Genomic DNA, 20,275 nt, shown 5'->3' with positions numbered 1-20,275 from the left:
GAGAACAAGATGGCACATGCAGTGCGATTCCACGAAACCGGCGGCCCTGACGTGCTGCGCTGGGAAGAAGTCGACGTCGGCGATCCGGGCCCCGGCCAGGTGCGCCTGCGGCACGAGGCGGTCGGCCTGAACTTCGCCGACACGTATTTCCGCAGCGGCCTGTATCCGGTTCCGCTGCCGGCCGGCATCGGCGTCGAGGCAGCCGGCGTGGTCGAGGCAGTCGGCCCCGGCGTGACGAACGTCGCCGCCGGCGACCGCGTGACTTACACCGGCTTTCTCAACACGCTCGGCGCGTACAGCACCGAACGGCTGATCGCGGCCGCGCCGCTCGTCAGGCTGCCGGCCGGCATTTCGTGCGAAACGGCCGCGGCGATGACGATGCGCGGGCTCACGTCGGCGTATCTGTTGCGCCGCATCCACGCGTTCGCGCCGGGCGACGCGATCCTGCTGCATGCGGCCGCGGGCGGCGTCGGGCTGATCGTGTCGCAATGGGCGAAGCTGCTCGGGCTCACGGTGATCGGCACCGTGTCGAGCGAACACAAGGCAGCGATCGCCCGCGCGCACGGCTGCGACCATACGATCGACTACAGCCGCGAGGACGTCGCGAAACGCGTGCGTGAACTGACGGGCGGCGCCGGCGTCGACGTCGTGTTCGACAGCGTCGGCAAGGACACCTTCGAAGGCTCGCTCGATTCGCTGAGGCGGCGCGGGCTGATGGTCTGCGTCGGCACCGCGTCGGGCCCGATCCCGCCGTTCGATCCGCAGCGCCTCGCGATGAAAGGCTCGCTGTACCTGACGCGCCCGGCGCTGGCCGACTACATCGCCGATCCGGCCGAGAAGAACGATCTGGCCGGCGAACTGTTCGCGCACGTCGCCGCCGGCCGCATCCGGATCGAAGTCAACCAGCGTTATGCGCTGCAGGACGCGGCGCAGGCGCACCGCGACCTCGAGTCGCGCAAGACGACCGGCTCGTCGGTATTCATCGTCTGAGGAGACGCGCATGCGAGTCGAACCCCTGACCTGTGCGATCGGCGCGGAGCTGCTGGACGTGAGCCTCGCCGACGCCGTGCACGACGACGGCCTGTTCGCCGAGATCCGCACGCAGTTGCTGCGCCATCGCGTGCTGTTCCTGCGCGACCAGGACATCACGCGCGCCGAGCACGTCGCGTTCGCGCGCCGCTTCGGCGAGCTCGAGGATCATCCGGTCGCCGGCAGCGATCCGGAGCACCCGGGGCTCGTGCGGATCTACAAGTCGCCCGACCAGCCGAACGACCGCTACGAGAATGCGTGGCACAGCGATGCGAGCTGGCGCGTGGCGCCGCCGTTCGGCTGCGTGCTGCGCTGTGTCGAAGGGCCGGACGTCGGCGGCGACACGATGTGGGCGAACATGGTGCTCGCGTACGAGTACCTGCCGGAGCACGTGAAGCAGCAGATCGCCGACTTGCGCGCGCGTCACAGCATCGAGGCGAGCTTCGGCGCGGCGATGCCGATCGACAAGCGCCTCGCGCTGAAGGCGCAGTACCCGGATGCCGAGCATCCGGTCGTGCGCACGCATCCCGAGACGGGCGAGAAGGTGCTGTACGTGAATGCGTTCACGACGCATTTCACGAACTTCCACACGCCCGGGCGCGTGCGCTTCGGGCAGGACGCGAACCCGGGCGCCGGCCAGTTGCTGCAGTACCTGGTCAGCCAGGCCACTATCCCCGAATACCAGGTGCGCTGGCGCTGGAAGAAGAACAGCGTCGCGATCTGGGACAACCGCAGCACCCAGCATTACGCGGTGATGGACTACCCGCCGTGCGTGCGCAGGATGGAGCGCGCGGGCATCGTCGGCGACGTGCCGTTCTGATCTGAGCCCACCCGCGCCGTAACCGGTTCTCAACCCCATGCAACGCGCCGGGCCTGCCGCCCGGCGCGACGGGATGCGCACGCCCGTACATCCCGAACACAACGATTCCATCTGGAGGACGACATGCAATTTCTCGACGATTCGCTGCACCCGGAAAACCAGGACAAGGTAGTCATCACGGTCGCGCCGTACGGCCCCGAATGGATGCCCGCCGATTTTCCGGAAGACATTCCGGTGACGATGGACGAACACGTGCAGAAGGCCGTCGACTGCTACAACGCGGGTGCGACGGTGCTGCACCTGCACGTGCGCGAGCTCGACGGCAAGGGCAGCAAGCGGCTGTCGAAATTCAACGAGCTGCTCGGCCGGCTGCGCGACGCCGTGCCCGACATGATCCTGCAGGTCGGCGGCTCGATCTCGTTCGCGCCGGAAGGCGACGGTGCCGAAGCGAAATGGCTGTCCGACGACACGCGCCACATGCTCGCCGAGCTCAGGCCGAAGCCCGACCAGGTGACGGTCGCGATCAACACGGTGCAGATGAACATCACCGAGCTGATGAACCGCAAGGACATCGCCGGCACGTCGCTGAACGAAGCCGCGCTGTGGGACGCGTACCGCGAGATGACCGTGCCGGCCGGCCCCGGCTGGGTCGACGAACACCTGCGCCGGCTGCAGGCGGCCGGCATCCAGCCGCATTTCCAGCTCACCGGCATGCATGCGCTCGAGACGCTCGAACGAATCATCCGCCGCGGCGTCTATCGCGGCCCGCTGAACGTGACGTGGGTCGGCATCGGCGGCGGCTTCGACGGCCCGAATCCGTACAACTTCATGGAATTCGTGCGGCGCTGCCCGGACGGCGCGTGCATCACGCTCGAATCGCTGATGAAGAACGTGCTGCCGATCAACACGATGGCGATGGCGCTGGGGCTGCATCCGCGCTGCGGGATCGAGGACACGATCATCGACCAGAAGGGCAACCGGATGACGTCGGTGCAGCAAATCGAGCAGTGCGTGCGGATCGCGCGCGAACTCGGCCGCGAGATCGCGACCGGCAAGGAAGCGAAGGCGATCTACCGGATCGGCGTGCAGTACGACGGCATCGACGAGACGCTCGCGCAGCTCGGGATGGCGCCGAACCGTCGGCCGGGCCAGGTGAGCGTGCCGCTGCGCGCAGCCTGACGTGCCGCGCATCCGGGCGGCGGCCCTCGCGGCTGCCGCCCGCCGATCGTTGTGGCGTGGCACCCGTCCCCGCGCGTCGCGCGGGGGCCGACTCCGGTCAACGGAGCGGGGCCGCGCAAGCCGCGCCGGCGCGTTGCCGCACCGGTGCCGGAGGAGACACGCATGCTGATTCATCACGTCGAGCCGTCGCTGCAGGAGACGGCCGCCACCGGCCGGCGCGCGCCGGCCTATGCCTGGCTCGTGTTCGGGCTGACCGTCGGCCTGCTGCTGTCGGACTACATGTCGCGGCAGGTGCTCAACGCCGTGTTTCCGCTGCTCAAGCACGCGTGGGGGCTGTCGGACACGCAGCTCGGTTCGCTGTCCGGCGTCGTCGCGCTGCTGGTCGGGCTGCTGACGTTTCCGCTGTCGGTGCTCGCCGACCGTTTCGGGCGCGTGCGCAGCATCGTGCTGATGGCCGCGCTGTGGAGCATCGCGACGCTCGGCTGCGCGCTGTCGACCCACTACACCGAAATGCTCGTGGCGCGCGGCCTCGTCGGGCTCGGCGAAGCCGCGTACGGCAGCGTCGGCGTCGCCCTGATCCTCAGCATCTTTCCGGCGCGCTTGCGCGCGACGCTGACCGGCGCGTTCATGGCCGGCGGCGCGTTCGGCTCCGTGTTCGGGATGGCGCTCGGCGGGCTGGTCGGCGCGCATCTCGGCTGGCGCTGGTCGTTCGGCGTGATGGCCGCACTCGGGATCGTGCTGCTCGTCGCGTACCGCGGTGTCGTCACCGAGCGGCGGCTTGCGGCATGCCGCGTCGAACCGTGCCGGCCCCTTGCCGATGCGCCGCGCGATTTGCGCGGCAGCGTGCGCGTGCTGATGGCGGGGCTGTTCGCGTCGCGCTCGGTGATCTGCGCGTATGTCGGCAGCGGGCTGCACCTGTTCGTGCCCGGCGCGCTGTTCGCATGGCTGCCGAGCTACCTGAACCGCTATTACGCGATGGCGCCCGACCGCGCCGCCGTGCTCGCGGCCGTCTTCGTGCTGCTGTCGGGCATCGGGATGGTCGGTTGCGGAATCGTCACCGATCGCGTCGGACGCACCGACGGCGCGCGCAAATGGCTGACTGCGATCGTGTACTGCGTGCTGACCGGCGTGTGCCTCGCGCTCGCGTTCCGGCTGCCGCCCGGGCCACTGCAGCTCGCGCTGATCTGCGCGGGGATGCTGGTCGGCGCCGGTGCGTCCGGCGCCTCGGGTGCGATGGTCGCGAACCTGACGCCGGCCGCGATCCACGCGTCGGCCTTCGCGACGCTCACGCTCGCCAACAACCTGCTCGGCATGGCGCCGGGCCCGCTGCTGACGGGATGGGTGGCCGATCGGGCGGGCCTCGTCGGCGCACTGCAATGGATTCCCGCCGTGCCGCTCGCGGCCGCCGTGCTGTTCGCGATCGGACGCGCAAGCTACGCGGCCGATCTCGCGCGCGTCGAACGCGAACGGCGCGCATCCCGTCTTTCCTGAACTTTCCCGAACCGAACCCACCCGGAGGCTGCATGACCCTGGCGACCGCGCCCACGCCCACCATCCTGATCGTGCCCGGCTTGCGCGATCACGTCGAAGATCACTGGCAGACGCATCTGCAACGACGCCTGCCGAACGCGCGCGCCGTCGCGCCGCTCGAAGCCGACAAGCTGAGCCGCGCCGCACGGGTCGCGGCGCTCGACGCGGCGCTGGCCGAGATCGGCGGCCCCGTGATTCTCGTCGCGCACAGCGCGGGCGTGATGATCGTCGTCCATTGGGCGCAGCAGGCCACGCGTGCGATCGACGGCGCACTGCTTGCCGCGCCGGCCGATCTTGATACGCCGATGCCCGCAGGCTATCCGCCCCTCGATGCGCTCGACGCGCACGGCTGGACGCCGGTGCCGACCCGGCCGCTGCCGTTTCCGAGCATCGTGGCCGCGAGCCGCAACGACCCGCTTGCGCGCTTCGAACGCGCCGAAACGCTCGCGGCAGGGTGGGGCAGCCAGCTTGTCGATCTCGGCGAGGTCGGCCACCTGAACCCGGCGTCCGGGTATGGCGAGTGGCGTGACGCGGAGCGGCTGATCGGGGAGGTGATCGCGCTGCGTGCGGACTGAGCGCCGTCTGCAGCGCGCCGCGCAGGATTTCATGCCGGCGCGGCTGTGCAAACCAGTTCCATTTCAGCGCCTGCCGATATACGACGTCCTAACACACCATGCCGCCGTTGCCCCAGCGCGCCATGAAATCGGTCAATCGGCAAATCACCGATAAAAGGAAGGTTTTTGTTAGGGAAATTCCCGCCCCGCGCCGCTCGGTTTTTTGTTGACCGACATCGTATAACACCGTCATGATTTCCTGAAAGAAAGGTCCCATCCACCGACCGAAGCGAGGAGACATGAACACAACCACGATCGCGCGCCGTGTTCGCCGGATCGCCCTGGCGCTAAGCCTGACGTTGCCGGCCGCGGCCGCCGTCGCGGCCCCGGTGTCGCTGAATGTCGTCGACGTCGCGGGCAACCTGCAACTCACGCAGAAGGCCATCGAAGCGTTCAAGGAAAAGAACCCGAACCTCGTCGCGAACGTCACGTTCACGAACGCGCCCGCGCCGCAGCTGCCGGGCAAGATCAAGGCGATGCAGGCGGCGGGGCGCGCCGACATCGACCTCGTGCTGACGGGCACCGACGCGCTGGCCGCCGGCATCGAGCAGAACCTGTGGCTGAAGCTGCTGCCCGACAACGCGGGCGCGTTCCCCGGCGTGCTCGACAAGTACGCGCCCGGCCCCCGCAAGATGCAGGATGTCGCGCAGGGCTTCGGCCTCGAAGTCACCTACATGCCGGCCGGCCCGCTGCTCGAATACAACCCGGCGAAGGTCAGCGACCCGCCGAAGACGCCTGCCCAGCTGCTCGCATGGTGCAAGGCGCACCCGAACAAGCTGATCTACGCGCGCCCCGCGAACTCGGGCCCCGGCCGCACGTTCCTGATGGGGCTGCCCTACGTGCTCGGCGACAAGAACCCGCAGGACCCGATCAACGGCTGGGACAAGACCTGGGCGTTCCTGAAGCAGCTCAACGACTGCGTCCCGTATTACCCGGGCGGCACGTCGGCCGTGATGAAGGAACTCGGCGAGGGCACGCGCGACATGACCGTGACCGTCACCGGCTGGGACCTGAACCCGCGCGCGCTCGGCATCGTGCCGGCCGAATTCCGGATCCAGGCGTTCGACAACATGACGTGGGTCAACGATGCGCACTACATGGTGATCCCCAAGGGCGTGCCGAAGGACAAGCTCGACGTGCTGTTCAAGCTGATGAACTTCCTGCTCGAACCGGCGCAGCAGGCGATGACCTACGACGACGGCTACTTCTATCCGGGCCCGGCGGTGAAGGGCGTGACGCTCGAGATGGCGCCCGCGCACAGCCAGGACGTGATCAGGAAGTTCGGCCGCCCCGAGTACGCGAAGCTGCTCGCGGATCGTCCGCACGTGCAGCCGCTCAACGCGCAGGCGATGGTCGCCGCGTTCCAGAAGTGGGACCGCGAGATCGGTTCGCAGAAATCGAAATGACGCATGAACCCGCGGGCGCCGCGGCGCCCGCGCCGACGGAGTTCGCGTAATGAAGCACAGTTTCGAACGGTTGCGGCTCGACGGCGTGTGCCGCAGCTTCACCAATGCGGAGGGCGCACAGGTCGCCGCGCTGAACGGGCTCGATCTCGACATCAGGCGCGGCGAGTTCATCGCGCTGCTCGGCCCGTCGGGTTGCGGCAAGTCGACCGCGCTGAACTGCATCGCCGGGCTGCAGCCGCTCACGAGCGGCGGCATCTGGCTCGACGACACGCGCATCGACGTGCTGCCGCCCGAGCGCCGCGGCTTCGGGATGGTGTTCCAGAACTACGCGCTGTTCCCGCACATGTCGGTGCTCGACAACGTCGGCTTCGGGCTGAAGATGCGCGGCGTGCCGAAGCAGGACACGCGGCGGCGCGCGCAGCAGGCGCTCGAACTCGTGCAACTCGTCGGCCACGAGGGCAAGCTGCCCGGGCAGCTGTCGGGCGGGCAGCAGCAGCGCGTCGCGATCGCGCGCGCGATCGTCATCGAGCCGCCGCTGGTGCTGATGGACGAGCCGCTGTCGAACCTCGACACGAAGCTGCGCATCGAGATGCGCGCCGAGATCCGCCGCATCCACACGCAACTCGAACGCGCGACGATCTACGTGACGCACGACCAGGACGAGGCGCTGTCGATGGCCGACCGGATCGTCGTGATGAAGGAGGGCGTCGTGCAGCAAGTCGCGTCGCCGAAGGACGTGTACACGCGCCCGCACAACCTGCACGTCGCGCGCTTCATGGGCTATCGCAACGTGCTGCCGTTCACGCTCGAAGGGATGGCCGGCGACTACGTGAACGTCACCGCCGCCGGCGTGCGCGTCACCGGCGTGCCGATGGCCGGCTTCGACGGCAAGGACGTCGTGGTCGCGCTGCGCCCCGACGACATCGAGCGCGCGGAAGACGGCGCCGACAATGCATTCGACGCGACCGTCGAAACGGTCGAGTACGGCGGCCGCGATTCGCTGATCCGCGCGATCACGCCGTTCGGGCCGATCTGGGCGCGGGTCGCCGGCGAATTCGCGGAAGGCGAGCGGCTGCGGCTGCGCGTGGCGCCGGCACGCACGCTCGTCTATGCGGGAGACGCGCAATGAACGGCCACCGCGCCGCGCGCGCGGCCGCACGCCCCCGGGAGGCCGCATGAGCACGCTCGCGACCGGCGGCACGCCGCGCGACGCGAAGGCATGGCTCGTCACGCCCGCGCTCGCGTTCATCGTCGCGCTGTTCATCTATCCGTTCGCCTACGGCCTCGTGCTGTCGTTCCAGCCGATGAACGGCGGCGGCGCGCTCGCGAACTACGTGCAGTTCTTCACCGACACCGCGATGTGGCCGACCGTGCTCGTCACGCTGAAGCTCGCGGTGCCGGCGACGCTGCTCAACGTCGGCATCTCGGTGCCCGTCGCGTTCGCGTTGCGCCGCAACTCGCCGTACCAGAAGTTCGTCACGACGCTGCTCGTGATTCCGGTCACGCTCGGCACGGTGCTCGTCGCCGACGGGATGCTCACGTATTTCGGCCCGAACGGCTGGTTCCCGCAGGCGCTGCAGGGGCTGCACCTGTACACCGACGAAGTGCGCCTCACGCACAACTACTGGGGTGTGCTGCTGTCGCTGATCGTGTCGGGCTTTCCGTTCGCGTTCCTGCTGATGCTGTCATACATCAGCGGCATCGACCCGACGCTCGCGCGCGCCGCGGCCACGCTCGGCGCGAACCCGTGGCAGCAGTTCCGGCAGATCTACCTGCCGCTGCTCGTGCCGGGGCTCACGATGGCCGCGTGCCTGTCGTTCGTGCAGGCGTTCTCGGTGTTCCCGTCGGCCGTGCTGCTCGGCGCGCCGGCCGGGCCGACGCGCGTGATCTCGATCGCGGCGGCCGAAGCCGCGTTCGAGAGCTACGACTATTCGCTCGCATCGGCGATCGCGATCGTGATGGGTTTCGTGCAGTTGCTGGTGGTCGCGTCGATGCTCGGTGCGCGCCGCTTCTTCTATACGGGGCCGGTGACAGGGGGCAAGGGCTGATGGCGACCGACAATCATGCCGCGCCGGCCTGGCCGCCGAAGCAGGACGCGCCCGATGCACGCCCCGTCAACGCGAGGACACCGCGGAAGATGAGAAGCAACCTCGCCGGCCGGGCCTGGAAGGCACTCGTCTGGGGGCTGATGGCGTTCTTCCTGCTGAACGTGATGCTGCTGATCGCGACCGTCGCGGTGAACTCGGTCGCGACGCGCTGGTTCGGCACGCCGCTGCCGCAGGGCTTCACGCTGCACTGGTACGCGAAAGCGTGGGAAGACTTCCAGCTCGCGAGCGTGCTGTGGGTGACGCTCGAAGTGGTCGGCGCGGTCGTGCTGCTGTCGGTCGCGCTCGGCGTGCCGGCCGCCTATGCGCTCGCGCGCGTGCGGTTCCGCGGCAAGCGCTTCGCGCTGCTGGTATTCCTGCTGCCGCTGATGGTGCCGCCCGTCACGTACGGGATTCCGATGGCGACCGTGATGTACAAGGTCGGGCTCGCCGGCACGCTGCCGGGCGTGATCCTCGCGAATCTCGTACCGGCGCTGCCGTTCGTGATCCTCGTGATGACGCCGTTCATCGAGCAGATCGACCCGAATCTCGAGGCCGCCGCGCGCATCTTCGGCGCGAACACGTGGCGCTATTTCCGCTACGTGCTGCTGCCGCTGCTGGTGCCCGGCATGCTCGCGGCCGGGCTGCTCGTGCTGGTGCGCACGATCGGGATGTTCGAGCTGACCTTCTTCACCGCGGGCCCGAGCACGCAGACGCTCGTCGTCGCGCTGTATTACGCGGTGTTCTCGACCGGCGTGCGCGCGCCGCAGTCGATCGACGCGATGGCGATGATCTACATGGCCATCACGCTCGTGTGGGTCGTGATCGCGCTGCAGTTCGTGAGCCCGACGCAATTGGTCAGCCGCGTGAAGCAGGAGCGGCAGTAAGCGCGGACACCAGCGGCGGGGCGCGGCGCACGGGCCGTCCGTTCGGCCGCCCGCATCCGTGCAATTGGTTACAAATGGATACCGCGAACGACGCGCGGACGTTGCAGACTACGCGGCGTACCGGCTCGGTGATGCGTTCACTCGCATCGCAGCATGCCGCCCGACGTTCACCGGATTCACGGAGTGCCATGAAGTTTCCCACGCTGCTGACGCTCGGCTGTGCCGCCACGCTGCTCACCGCCTGCAACCTGCTCCACGACGGCCCCGGATCGAGCGACGTCGACGCCGCGGTGCGCCGCGCGCTCGAAGCGGAAAACCACGGCGGCCTGAACGCGCTGTTCGGCCAGCCGCTGCCCGTGTCGGCCGACGTGATCTCGGCGAAGCCCGACGGCGACTGCAAGAAGGTCGGCGAACGCACCTATACGTGCAACGTCGTGGTCACGTGGCGCAACAGCGATTACGCGCCGTCGCGCGCGAACCTCACCTTCGTCAAGGCCGCCGACGGTTCGTGGCAGACCTCGGGCGTCGACGCCGCGATCGCGACGGGCGCCGCCAAGTCGCTGATCGACAGGATCGGCAAGGCGTGGCCGGGCAATGCGGCCAGCGGCGCGTCGGCGCCGCAGTAACGCGTGCGCGACGGGCTTCGTCGCGCTTTCTTCCTTCCGAGTACGGTCCCGGCGAGCGGGGGCCGCACCGTCCTTATTCCGACACCGGCGCCCGGCGAACCGCTGACCATGGCGGCAACGGCCCGCGTGCCGCCGTGCGGGTCACGCTGCGGTCGGCGGCCGCCACCGACCGCACCGTCATCGGTGCGGTCTGCGCCGGGCGACCCGACGCGGTCGAGCCGTCGGCATCCGCCAATCCCGCACGATTGCTCGACATGCGCGTCGGCGGCACGGATGGCGTGAGCAGAGAAAAAGGGGCAAACGCGGCCGGATATCGATCGACCCCATCCTCGGTATGCGGACCGACATATAGGGAAAACCCTTAATTCGCGCTATAATCACGGCCTAGAAGAAAGGTCGAACCATGCCCGAACGTTTCCAATCCCTTGAAAAGTTTGTATTTTCCCTCGTCGTGATGTCCGCGGTCGTCTGCTCCGCATTCCTCGCGTACGAGCGTCATCCCGAGATCAAGATCGCGCTGCACGAAGGCGAAGCGCTGATGCGCGAAAGCGCCAAGTATTCGGTCATCTGCTCGCCGTCCAAGGTCGATCCTTGCGTCGAGATGTCCGCTTACTGAGCCTCGCCTCCCGCTGACGCATTCCCGCTGATTCCCGCCGACGCGCGGCCGATGGCCGACACGCGCCGGCGGCGCGCATCGCGCACTCGCGCGCACCGGTTCCGGTCGCGCGTCGCCTGACCGCCGCTTCCCCGATTCTCCGATTCCGCTGCGGCGTCCTGCCCGCAACGCGTCTTCCTGTCTTCACATCCTCACGTCCCGCGCATCGCTGCCGATGGCCGGCGCAGCATACTGCCGCCTGCCGCGCTCAACCGGCCGTCACGACATGCCGCGGTTCGCCGCTCGCAAACGCCGCGACGTTGTCGACGAGCTGGTCGGCCAGCGTCTGCATCGCCTCGTCGCTCGCCCACGCGACATGCGGCGTCAGGATGAATGCCGGATGCGACAGGATCGCGTGAAACGGATGTGCGGCCGGCAGCGGCTCCTGCGTGACCACGTCGAAGCCCGCGCCCGCGATCTGCCCCGACTGCAGCGCATCGACGAGCGCGCTTTCGTCTACCAGCCCGCCGCGCGCCGTGTTGATCAGCAACGGCCGGCGTGCCATCCGCGCGAAGGCGGCCGCGTCGATCAGGTCCCGGGTCGCCGGCGTGAGCGGGCAATGCAGCGTGATCACGTCGCTGTCGCGCAGCAGCGTGTCGAGCGGCACATGGTCGCCGCCCCGCGCATCGCCGTGCGCGGCGAACAGCACGCGCATGTCGAGCGCACGCGCGATGGCGGCCACGGCCCGACCGAGCACGCCGTCGCCGACGATCCCGAGGGTCGAGCCGGCCAGATCGCGGATCGGATGATCGAAGAAGCAGAACTGTCCGCTGTCGAGCCAGCGTCCCGCGCGCACCGCATCGCGATACGCGACGAGGCTGCGCCGCAAGGCAAAGATCAGCGCGAACGTGTGCTCGGGCACCGTGCGCGCCGCATACCCGCGAATGTTGCTGACGACGATGCCGCGCGCCGCGCACGCGTCGAGATCGACGATGTCGGTGCCCGTCGCGGCGATCGCGACCATCCGCATATGCGGCGCGGCGTCGAGCATCGCCGCGTCGAGCCGGACCTTGTTGGTCACGACGATGTCCGCGTGGCCGATGCGCGCGGCCACTTCGCGCGGGGCCGTCCGTTCGAAGGTCTGGAGCGTGTGCGGAAACGGGAACGGCTTCAGCACGGTCTGCGGCGACAGCGTCGCGCGGTCGAGAAACACGATCTTCGCGGGTGAACAGCTGGAAAACATGGCGGGCCTCGCTGACGGGCGCCCGGCGGGCGCGCAACGGCAATGATTCTGCCGACGGCCCGCGGGATCGGGCTTGATCGTTGCGCGAGTGCGCTTTCCCGCATGGAAAGGCCGGCGCTCCATCGCATGTGGAGCGGCGCGGCGTCTCCTGATTCACCGCCTTGCATGCCTTTCCGTTCGGGAAAGGCTGGTTGAGCATCGATCGATTTTCGCCGGGCGCGAACGCCGTCATGATCGCCGTCATCGACAACACGATTTCATCGGAGACAGACATGACGAGACCCCTGGACGGAATCCGCGTGCTGGAACTCGGCCAACTGATCGCCGGGCCGTTCGCGGGCCGGATGCTCGCCGAATTCGGCGCGGACGTGATCAAGGTCGAGCCGCCCGGCGTCGGCGACCCGCTGCGCAAATGGCGGCTGCTGCACGACGGCACGTCGGTCTGGTGGGCCGCCCAGTCGCGCAACAAGACCTCGCTCGCGCTCGACCTGCGCACCCCCGAAGGGCAGGACGTCGTGCGCCGCCTCGTCGCCGAGACCGACGTGCTGATCGAGAACTTCCGGCCCGGCACGCTCGAAGGCTGGGGGCTCGGCTGGGAGACGCTGTCCGCGATCAACCCCGGGCTCGTGATGCTGCGCGTGTCGGGCTTCGGCCAGACCGGCCCGTATCGGGACCGGCCGGGCTTCGGCGTGATCGCCGAGGCGATGGGCGGCCTGCGGCACCTGACGGGCGAACCGGGCCGCACGCCGGTGCGCGTCGGCGTGTCGCTCGGCGATTCGCTGTCGGCGCTGCACGGCGTGATCGGCATCCTGCTCGCGCTGCGCCATCGCGAGCAGCAGGGCGGCAAGGGGCAGGTCGTCGACGTCGCGCTGTACGAATCGGTGTTCAACATGATGGAAAGCCTGCTGCCCGAGTACTCGGCGTTCGGCGCGGTGCGCGAGGCGGCCGGCAGCAGCCTGCCCGGCATCGCGCCGACCAACGCGTACCGCTGCCGCGACGGCAAGTACGCGCTGATCGCCGGCAACGGCGACAGCATTTTCCGGCGCCTGATGGAACTGATCGGGCGGCCCGATCTCGGCAATGATCCGGCGCTCGCGCACAACGACGGGCGCGTCGCGCAGGTCGCGCGCATCGATGCGGCGATCGGCGAATGGAGCGCGCGGCACGACCTCGACGGCGTGCTGGCTGCACTGAACGACGCGCGCATCCCGTCCGGGCGCATCTACGACGTCGCGGACATCGCGGCCGATCCGCATTACCGCGCGCGCGACATGATCGTCGACGCGGCGCTGCCCGATGGCACGCCCGTGCTCGTGCCGGGCATCGTGCCGAAACTCGGCGCGACGCCGGGACGCATCGAGCGTCCCGCGCCCGCGCTCGGCGCCGATACCGACGCGGTACTCGAATCCATCGGCATCGATGCCGCGACGCGCGACGACTGGCGCACGCGCGGCGTGATCTGAACCGACCACCGGGACGACGACATGAGCAAGCATCTCCAACGACTCTACATCCACGAAGTCGCCACACGCGACGGTTTCCAGAATGAAGCGGCGTTCGTCGACACCGACGACAAGATCGCGCTCGTCGACGCATTGAGTGCATGCGGCTACGCGAAGATCGAGGTCACGTCGTTCACGTCGCCGAAGGCGATCCCCGCGCTGCGCGACGCGGAGGCCGTGATGCACGGCATCGTCCGCGCGCCGGGCGTGGTCTATACGGTGCTCGTGCCGAACGTGCGCGGCGCGGAACGCGCGCTGTCGTGCGGCGTCGACGAGGTGAACCTCGTGATGTCGATGAGCGAAAGTCACAACCGCGCGAACCTGCGGATGACGCGCGAGCAGTCGTTCGCGCAGCTGCGCGACGTGATCGATGCGGTGCGCGGCTCGGGCGTCGCGCTCAACGTGTCGCTGTCGACCACGATGGGTTGCCCGATGGAGGGCGACGTGCGCGACGAAACCGTGCTGGCGTGGATGCAGCGCTTCGCGGATCTCGGCGTGCACGGCTTCACGCTGTGCGACACGACTGGCATGGCGTATCCGTCGCAGGTGCGCGCGCTGGCCGAGCGCGCACGCGAGCGCTTCGGCGCGCTGCAGCTCACGCTGCACTTTCACAACACGCGCGGGATGGCGCTCGCGAACACGCTCGCCGCGCTCGACGCCGGCATCGACCGCTTCGACGCGTCGCTCGGCGGGCTCGGTGGCTGTCCGTACGCGCCGGGCGCGACCGGCAACGCGTGCACCGAGGAGCTCGTGCACATGCTCGAACTCGACGGCTACGATACGGGCGTCGACCTCGCGGCCGCGCTCGCCGCGGCCGCACGGCTGCCCGCGCTGATCGGACACGACGTGCCGAGCCAGATCCTGAAGGCCGGGCGCCGCTCGGACCTTCATCCGCCGCCGCGCGCCGAAGCCGGCAGCATGCCGGCGCAGCGGGCTTTCTCGTGAACAGCCGTGAACAGGAGCAAATCACATGGCGCTGATTGACCACCTCGACCACCTCGTGCTGACCTGCGTCGATCCGCAGCGGACGAAGCATTTCTATACGGAAGTGCTGCAGATGCAGCTCGAGACCTTCGGTGCGGGCCGGCTCGCGTTCCGCTTCGGCAACCAGAAGATCAACCTGCACGTGCGCGGCGCGGAGTTCGAGCCGAAGGCGCACGTGCCGGTGCCCGGCGCGCTCGACCTGTGCTTCATCGCGTCGGTGCCGCTCGACGACGTGATCGCGCATCTGCAACGCGTCGAATGGCCGATCGTCGAAGGGCCCGTCGAGCGCACCGGCGCGACGCAGAAGATCCGGTCGGTGTACGTGCGCGACCCGGACCTGAATCTGATCGAGATTTCCGAGTTGATCTGAGTGGCTTCGCGTGGTGGTCGTCGTGCCGTCTCATCGCGCCGGTCCGTCCGTTCGCGCATGCGCCGGCACGCGGCGCCCGCCGCGCGACAGTCCGCCGCCGAAAGCGGACAGATGCGCGCCGCACCCGCCGATTCCGGATAGCCGGCCCCGGTCACGCTGCGGATAATGGTGCGACGGCGTCGGCCCGTCCGTCGCCATCGCAGCGGGCACCGCGAACGTCCCGCGTATCCGCAATCCGATCCAGGCGCTTCCCGAATGACGATCCTTTATCGCGGCATGGACCGCGCGGCGCTCGACGCCGCCTACCTGAACACGAAGGCCATTCCCGATTTCCCGGCCGTGCTCGCATCCTGCCAGGCACGCAGCAGGGCGCTCTACGATGCGACGTCCGGGCAACGCGACCTGCGTTACGGCGCGGGCCCCGCGCAGCGTTTCGACTGGCTGCGCTGCGGGCGGCCCGACGCGCCGCTGTTCGTGTTCATTCACGGCGGCTACTGGCAGCACTGCGCGAAGGAGGATTTCGCGTATGCGGCCGCCGGGCCGCTCGCGTGCGGCTTCGACGTCGTGCTCGCCGAATACACGCTCGCGCCGGACGCGTCGATGACCGACATCGTCGGCGAGATCGGCGCGCTGCTCGACCGTCTCGCGGCCGATCCCGACCGCATCGGCACCGCTGGCCGGCCGATCCACCTGAGCGGCCACTCGGCCGGCGGCCACCTGACGGCCGTGCATCGCGCGCATCCGGGCGTCGTATCGGCGCTTGCGATCAGCCCGCTCGTCGATCTCGAACCGATCTCGCTCTGTGTGCTCGACGACAAACTGAATCTGACCCAACAGGAAATCGCCGCGTACAGCCCGCTGCGTCATGTCGGGCCCGGCGCGCCGACCGTCGTCGCGGTCGGCGCGGCCGAGCTGCCCGAGCTCGTGCGCCAGGCGCACGAATACGCGGACGCATGCGAGGCGGCCGGCGAACGGATCGCGCGCGCATGGCTGCCCGGCATGCGGCACTTCACGGTGCTCGACGATCTCGCGAAACCCGATAGCGCGATGCTCGCCGCGTTGCAGGCGATCGCGCCACGCTGACCGCGTCGTATTGCACGCATTCGGCACCCGTTCACACCCGTTCGCGCCGCGCGCGGCCGGGCGTATGATCGGCATCAGGCCGATCCGGCGCCGTTCGCCCGCGCCGCACGGCTTTCCCCAGGACCCTCATCATGGTGAACCCGCTTCATTTCGATCTGCAGTCGCTGCGCGTGTTCGCGCTCGTCGCCGAGCACGGCAGCCTGACCAAGGCGGCCGAACACGGCCAGCTCACGCTGTCCGCGGTCAGCAAGCGGATCGCCGAGCTCGAAGGCGTGACCGGCAGCGCGCTGTTCGTGCGGCATGCGCGCGGCGTCGAGCTGACGCCCGCGGGCCGCGCGCTGCTCGACCATGCGGCGAAGGTGATCGAGCAGGTCAACCGGATGGCGCACGAGATGAGCGACTACGTCGCCGGCGTGCGCGGCCACATTCACGTGTGGACCAATACGTCGGCCATCGTCCAGTTCCTGCCGGCCGATCTCGCCGCGTTTCTCACCGACAATCCGGGCATCAAGGTCAGTCTGGAGGAGCGGCTGAGCCACGAGATCGTCGACGCGCTCGCGTCCGGCAAGGCCGATCTCGGCGTGTTCGCGGACAACGTGCCGGCGCCCGGCATCGACCGCCGGCTATACCGGCGCGACGAGCTCGTGCTGCTCGTGCCGCGCGGGCATCGCTTCGCCGCGCTCGACAGCATCCGCTTCGCGGACACGCTCGATGAAGACTACGTCGGCCTGAGCGATGGCAGTTCGCTGCTCGCGCGGATGACCGACGCCGCGTTCGCGGCCGAGCGCTCGCTGAAGCTGCGCATCCAGGTATCGAATTTCGATGGCGTGAGCCGCATGATCGAGGCCGGGCTCGGGATCGGCGTGCTGCCGCGCGATGCGGTGACCGGCGAGCGCGCGGCGCGGCTCGGCGTCGTGAAGCTCGACGATGCGTGGGCGACGCGCACGCTGTGGGTCGGCGTGAAGGCCGGCAGCGTGCTGACCACCGACATCGCGAAGCTGTTCGATTTCATGTCGGCGCGCTGAACAAGCGGAACGCGCCGCACGCGCGATGCACGGGGCACGCATTCGCACGCCCCGTGCCGGTCGCCGCGTCAGACCGGATTGATGTCGTCCTGGCTGCGCCGCGTGGTCAGCGGCCCGAGCACGCGCAACGTGACGGCGACGATACCAAGCGCAACCGAGATCACGCCGAACATCGCCCCCGCGCCGTGTTCGGCCAGCACCGGCAGCAGCACGAACGGCAGCACGCCGCTCACGATGCGCGACAGTGCGTACGTGCTGCCGATCGCGGTCGAGCGTACGCGCGCCGGGAAGATCTCCGCCTGGTACACGTGATACGCGTTGCTGAACACGTTCGACGCGCAGGTCGTCAGGAAACCGAAGCAGACGATCAGCACCGTATTGCCCGAGTACGCGAAGCACAGCCCGAACGCTGCGATCGACAGGATCGACACGATCACGAGCGTGCGGCGCTCGATCCAGTTCAACAGCGGAATCGACAGCAGCGAGCCGATCGGATAGCCGATGAACGACAGTGCAATGAACAGCGTGCTGTCCGTCACGTCGAAACCGCGGCTCTTGACGACCGTGCCCGCGAGCGTGCCGAAGCCGTAATAACCGAAGCCCTGGAACAGGTGGAACACGGCGAGCATCAGGTAGCGCGTGCCATAAGGCCGGCGGCGCAGCAGCGCGATGCGCTCGCCGAGGCTCAGCGGGCGCTGCGGTTCGGCCGACGCCGCGAACTGCTCGGGCACACGCACGCCGGCGCTGTCCGCGAAGCGCCGCGCGGCGGCATGCGCGTCCGCCGTGCGGCCCTGCGCGAGCAGCCAGCGCGGGCTTTCGGGCAGCCGCTGCTGGACCACCAGCACGTACACGGCACCAAGGCTGCCGATCGCGAGGATGATGCGCCAGCCGGCCACGCCCGCGATGTGCAGCGGGTTCAGCCATAGCGCCAGAAAGCCGACCAGCGGCACCGCGACATACGAAGTCGTATAGGCCCACGCGGCGAGCCGCCCGCGCTTGTCCTTCGGCAGGATTTCCGACAGGAAGCTGTCGGCGACCGGGTAAATCGCCCCGACGCCGATGCCCGTCAGGAACCGGCATGCGACCAGCATGTCGGCATTCACCGAGAACGCGCCGATCAGCGAGAACGCGCTGTACCAGACGAGCGTCAGCAGGAACGCCTTGCGCCGGCCGATGCGGTCCGCGAGGCTGCCGAGACACATCGCGCCGACGAACATCCCGATGAATGCCGATGCCAGCAGCAGCTTGAAATCGGCGCTTTGCCGGCTCAGCCCGTATTCGTTCTGCAGCGCGGAACCGATCGTGCTGACGAGGAAGATCTCGTACATGTCGAAGAACAGCCCGATGCCGATCACCCAGACGACGAACCGGTGCAGCGCACCGACCGGCAGGTCGTCCATGAATTCGCCGAGCGTGATGCCGCGGGCGGGAAGGGTGGTCGCATCGGCGCCGGCCCGGGCCGCGGGCGGTACGGCGGATGCGGGCGCGCCCGCGGTACCGCCAAGGTTGAGGGATTGGCTGTTCATCGTGTCTCCTGATTATCGATTTGCCGTGGCGCGACGCCCGGCCGTTCGCGACCGGCCTTGCGGCTCCGGCCGCGCGACGCGACGCACACGTGCCCGCCACGCCCGCGAAAGGCCGGATGCGCGGGTGGCGCCGATCGTCCGAAACATGGTGGGCGAATTTGCGCGGCGCGATAATTGCGGATGCTTCAAGCATCCTTTCCTGCGCAGAAAGGCTGCGCAACGCCCGCGGGACGGGCGTCGGGCGGGACGATGGCGGCTGCGGGAACGCAGTGGCAGGGAAAACCATGAGCGGTGTGGCGCCCATTCGGCGATCGGGGGAAGCCATACCGCGCGGCTCGGTATCGACAGCGTCGCCCGGCGCCGCTCAACGGATCGGCAGGCTTCGGTTCCCGCACTCGTCAGCGTCTAGCGATCGATGTGACTCACAAGGCGCGATCGTCGCCATTCATGGCGACGCGCACGGATCGGAACGTCCGGCCGTCGTGGTCGCGCCGGCACCGGCACCAGCACCAGCACCAGCACCGGCACCAGCACCAGCACCGGCATCGGCGTCGGCCCGTTCACCCAGGACCGTATCGGACGCAACGGCCTGCAACCTTGCCGCCAGATCGGGCGCGATGCCGAGTTGCGCGGCCGCGTGCTCCCGTGGGCCGAATGTGCGGACGTCGACACCGGCGATCTGCTGGAACAGCACGAGCGCGCTCAGGTAAGCGCCCGGCACGCCCGGATGCAGATAGTCGGGCCGCGAGATCGGCGGGTCGTTCTGCGCGCGCATGCCGTACCACAGCAGCGGCGCGCCGGACGGCGCATATGGGTCGGGATCGGCGACACCGGTCGACCATGCGCGCTGCCACGCGCGTCCGACCGGTGCGACTGCCACGATCGACGGATCGGCGCGGCGCGCGCCTTCGTATGCATCGCGATACGCGGCGACCAGATCGGCGAGACGATCGGCGTAACGTGCGCGAAAACCGTCGCTGCCCGGCTCGCCGGCGAGCGCTTTCGCGAGATCGGCGCGCGGCCAGGTTTCATACAGATAGACCCGCGCTCGCGGCGCCGCCGCACGAATGCCGCGCGCCAGCTTCGCGACGCTCGCGCAGAAACCGGCCGGATCGCTTGCGCGGCTGTGCGTGAGCGCGAACGGCAGCGGCTTCGCGCTCAGTTCCTGCAGGACGACCACATCCCAGGTGGGCCGGTCGATCACGTCCGATGCAACACGGTCATGCTTCGCGAGACTCGTCGCCGACATCGCCTCGAGGTGAACCTCATAGTCGAGCCCGGCTTCGACGGCAAGGCGCGCGAAGATGCCCGGAATTCCGCCCCACGGACCCGGCTCGTGTTCCGCGCGCGCACCGGTCTGCCCGACGTTTTCGTCGGCCACCTCAGCGGTGCCGTCGGCCGCCTGGCTGCCGGTGCGCATCGCGCCGTACGAACGCACGGGCGTGTAACGGCCGTGCGTGAGGCTGTCGCCGACGAACAGGATGCGTAGCGGGGCGTGGGCGGCCGGTGCAGGCGACCCGCCCGGCGAATCCGCGGCAGAGGCGGCCGTCGCCGGCCCGGCGGCCAGCAACGCGGCGATGCACGTCAGTGCGCAACGCGTGATCGGGCAACGGAACGAGGGCACGGCAGGCATTTCGGTCATCGCGGGGTTCCGGAAGGACGCGTGGCCGAAGTATTTCACGAAGCGGCTCGGCGGGGCCGACGAACCGCCGCCGAGCGCGTACGGTAGACTGCTCGCTGCTTTTCCCCGTCAATGACACGACCACTCGCGC

20 protein-coding genes are annotated in these 20,275 nt (G+C 69.0%); 16 read left to right on the top strand and 4 right to left on the bottom strand.

The annotated features are described in order from the left end of the window. Positions 1-9: 9 nt before the first annotated feature. The 5 genes from DIE15_RS08985 to DIE15_RS08965 all read left to right on the top strand — a co-directional run bounded on the left by DIE15_RS08985 (position 10) and on the right by DIE15_RS08965 (position 5,133). Positions 10-990, top strand: coding sequence for a quinone oxidoreductase (locus DIE15_RS08985; protein WP_124833003.1), 981 nt, complete (start codon positions 10-12; stop codon positions 988-990). Positions 991-1,000: 10 nt separating this feature from the next. Continuing rightward, positions 1,001-1,849 (top strand): TauD/TfdA family dioxygenase, encoded by an 849-nt coding sequence (locus tag DIE15_RS08980; RefSeq protein ID WP_057928958.1) that lies wholly within the window; start codon positions 1,001-1,003, stop codon positions 1,847-1,849. A 123-nt stretch (positions 1,850-1,972) separates the two neighbouring features. Further along, a complete protein-coding gene (locus tag DIE15_RS08975; protein WP_124833002.1) occupies positions 1,973-3,028 on the top strand; it encodes a 3-keto-5-aminohexanoate cleavage protein in 1,056 nt (351 codons plus the stop codon). 162 nt (positions 3,029-3,190) lie between these two features. Next, a complete protein-coding gene (locus tag DIE15_RS08970; RefSeq protein WP_124833001.1) occupies positions 3,191-4,519 on the top strand; it encodes an MFS transporter in 1,329 nt (442 codons plus the stop codon). A gap of 32 nt (positions 4,520-4,551) precedes the next feature. Next, positions 4,552-5,133 carry an alpha/beta hydrolase gene (locus DIE15_RS08965; protein ID WP_057928955.1) on the top strand — a complete coding sequence of 194 codons (582 nt, stop codon included), beginning with the start codon at positions 4,552-4,554 and terminating at the stop codon, positions 5,131-5,133. Positions 5,134-5,221: 88 nt separating this feature from the next. Here DIE15_RS08965 and DIE15_RS08960 read toward each other — a convergent pair whose 3' ends face one another. Beyond that, positions 5,222-5,413 carry a hypothetical protein gene (locus DIE15_RS08960; protein WP_124833000.1) on the bottom strand — a complete coding sequence of 64 codons (192 nt, stop codon included), beginning with the start codon at positions 5,411-5,413 and terminating at the stop codon, positions 5,222-5,224. Between DIE15_RS08960 and DIE15_RS08955 the strand changes: the two genes are divergently transcribed. The 6 genes from DIE15_RS08955 (at position 5,412) to DIE15_RS08930 (ending at position 10,791) form a co-directional block, all read left to right on the top strand. Next, entirely contained in the window at positions 5,412-6,578 is a 1,167-nt protein-coding gene (locus DIE15_RS08955; protein WP_057928954.1) for an ABC transporter substrate-binding protein, read from the top strand. The two genes, DIE15_RS08960 and DIE15_RS08955, sit on opposite strands and share 2 nt — an antisense overlap. 49 nt (positions 6,579-6,627) lie before the next feature. Next, positions 6,628-7,707 carry an ABC transporter ATP-binding protein gene (locus DIE15_RS08950; RefSeq protein ID WP_124832999.1) on the top strand — a complete coding sequence of 360 codons (1,080 nt, stop codon included), beginning with the start codon at positions 6,628-6,630 and terminating at the stop codon, positions 7,705-7,707. Between the two features lie 46 nt (positions 7,708-7,753). Then, positions 7,754-8,626: an ABC transporter permease gene (locus DIE15_RS08945; RefSeq protein WP_057928975.1), complete on the top strand. Its 873-nt coding sequence runs from the start codon at positions 7,754-7,756 to the stop codon at positions 8,624-8,626. After that, positions 8,626-9,549: an ABC transporter permease gene (locus tag DIE15_RS08940; protein ID WP_057928952.1), complete on the top strand. Its 924-nt coding sequence runs from the start codon at positions 8,626-8,628 to the stop codon at positions 9,547-9,549. The genes DIE15_RS08945 and DIE15_RS08940 overlap by 1 nt, the downstream gene beginning before the upstream one ends. Before the next feature lie 188 nt (positions 9,550-9,737). Continuing rightward, entirely contained in the window at positions 9,738-10,175 is a 438-nt protein-coding gene (locus tag DIE15_RS08935) for a hypothetical protein (RefSeq protein ID WP_057928951.1), read from the top strand. Between the two features lie 403 nt (positions 10,176-10,578). Next, positions 10,579-10,791, top strand: a complete 213-nt coding sequence (locus DIE15_RS08930; RefSeq protein WP_014897011.1) for a hypothetical protein — start codon at positions 10,579-10,581, stop codon at positions 10,789-10,791. A gap of 247 nt (positions 10,792-11,038) precedes the next feature. Here DIE15_RS08930 and DIE15_RS08925 read toward each other — a convergent pair whose 3' ends face one another. Then, complete coding sequence (locus DIE15_RS08925; protein WP_124832998.1) at positions 11,039-12,013, bottom strand: D-2-hydroxyacid dehydrogenase; 975 nt, start codon at positions 12,011-12,013, stop codon at positions 11,039-11,041. Positions 12,014-12,285: 272 nt separating this feature from the next. Between DIE15_RS08925 and DIE15_RS08920 the strand changes: the two genes are divergently transcribed. The 5 genes from DIE15_RS08920 to DIE15_RS08900 all read left to right on the top strand — a co-directional run bounded on the left by DIE15_RS08920 (position 12,286) and on the right by DIE15_RS08900 (position 16,977). Continuing rightward, positions 12,286-13,476, top strand: coding sequence for a CaiB/BaiF CoA-transferase family protein (locus DIE15_RS08920; RefSeq protein ID WP_057928974.1), 1,191 nt, complete (start codon positions 12,286-12,288; stop codon positions 13,474-13,476). Positions 13,477-13,497: 21 nt separating this feature from the next. Then, positions 13,498-14,460 (top strand): hydroxymethylglutaryl-CoA lyase, encoded by a 963-nt coding sequence (locus DIE15_RS08915; protein WP_124832997.1) that lies wholly within the window; start codon positions 13,498-13,500, stop codon positions 14,458-14,460. Between the two features lie 25 nt (positions 14,461-14,485). Then, positions 14,486-14,869, top strand: coding sequence for a VOC family protein (locus DIE15_RS08910; protein ID WP_124832996.1), 384 nt, complete (start codon positions 14,486-14,488; stop codon positions 14,867-14,869). Positions 14,870-15,124: 255 nt separating this feature from the next. Next, positions 15,125-15,952: an alpha/beta hydrolase gene (locus DIE15_RS08905; RefSeq protein ID WP_124832995.1), complete on the top strand. Its 828-nt coding sequence runs from the start codon at positions 15,125-15,127 to the stop codon at positions 15,950-15,952. A 131-nt stretch (positions 15,953-16,083) separates the two neighbouring features. After that, positions 16,084-16,977: a LysR family transcriptional regulator gene (locus tag DIE15_RS08900; RefSeq protein WP_124832994.1), complete on the top strand. Its 894-nt coding sequence runs from the start codon at positions 16,084-16,086 to the stop codon at positions 16,975-16,977. Positions 16,978-17,045: 68 nt separating this feature from the next. On the opposite strand, the gene DIE15_RS08895 is transcribed toward DIE15_RS08900, so the two are convergent. Beyond that, positions 17,046-18,503, bottom strand: coding sequence for an MFS transporter (locus DIE15_RS08895; RefSeq protein ID WP_124832993.1), 1,458 nt, complete (start codon positions 18,501-18,503; stop codon positions 17,046-17,048). A gap of 445 nt (positions 18,504-18,948) precedes the next feature. Continuing rightward, positions 18,949-20,145: a hypothetical protein gene (locus tag DIE15_RS08890; protein WP_124832992.1), complete on the bottom strand. Its 1,197-nt coding sequence runs from the start codon at positions 20,143-20,145 to the stop codon at positions 18,949-18,951. Between the last annotated feature and the right edge of the window lie 130 nt (positions 20,146-20,275).

The organism is Burkholderia sp. Bp9031 (assembly GCF_003857965.1).
Lineage (GTDB): Bacteria > Pseudomonadota > Gammaproteobacteria > Burkholderiales > Burkholderiaceae > Burkholderia > Burkholderia ambifaria_A.
This window is presented reverse-complemented; position numbering and strand designations above follow the sequence as displayed.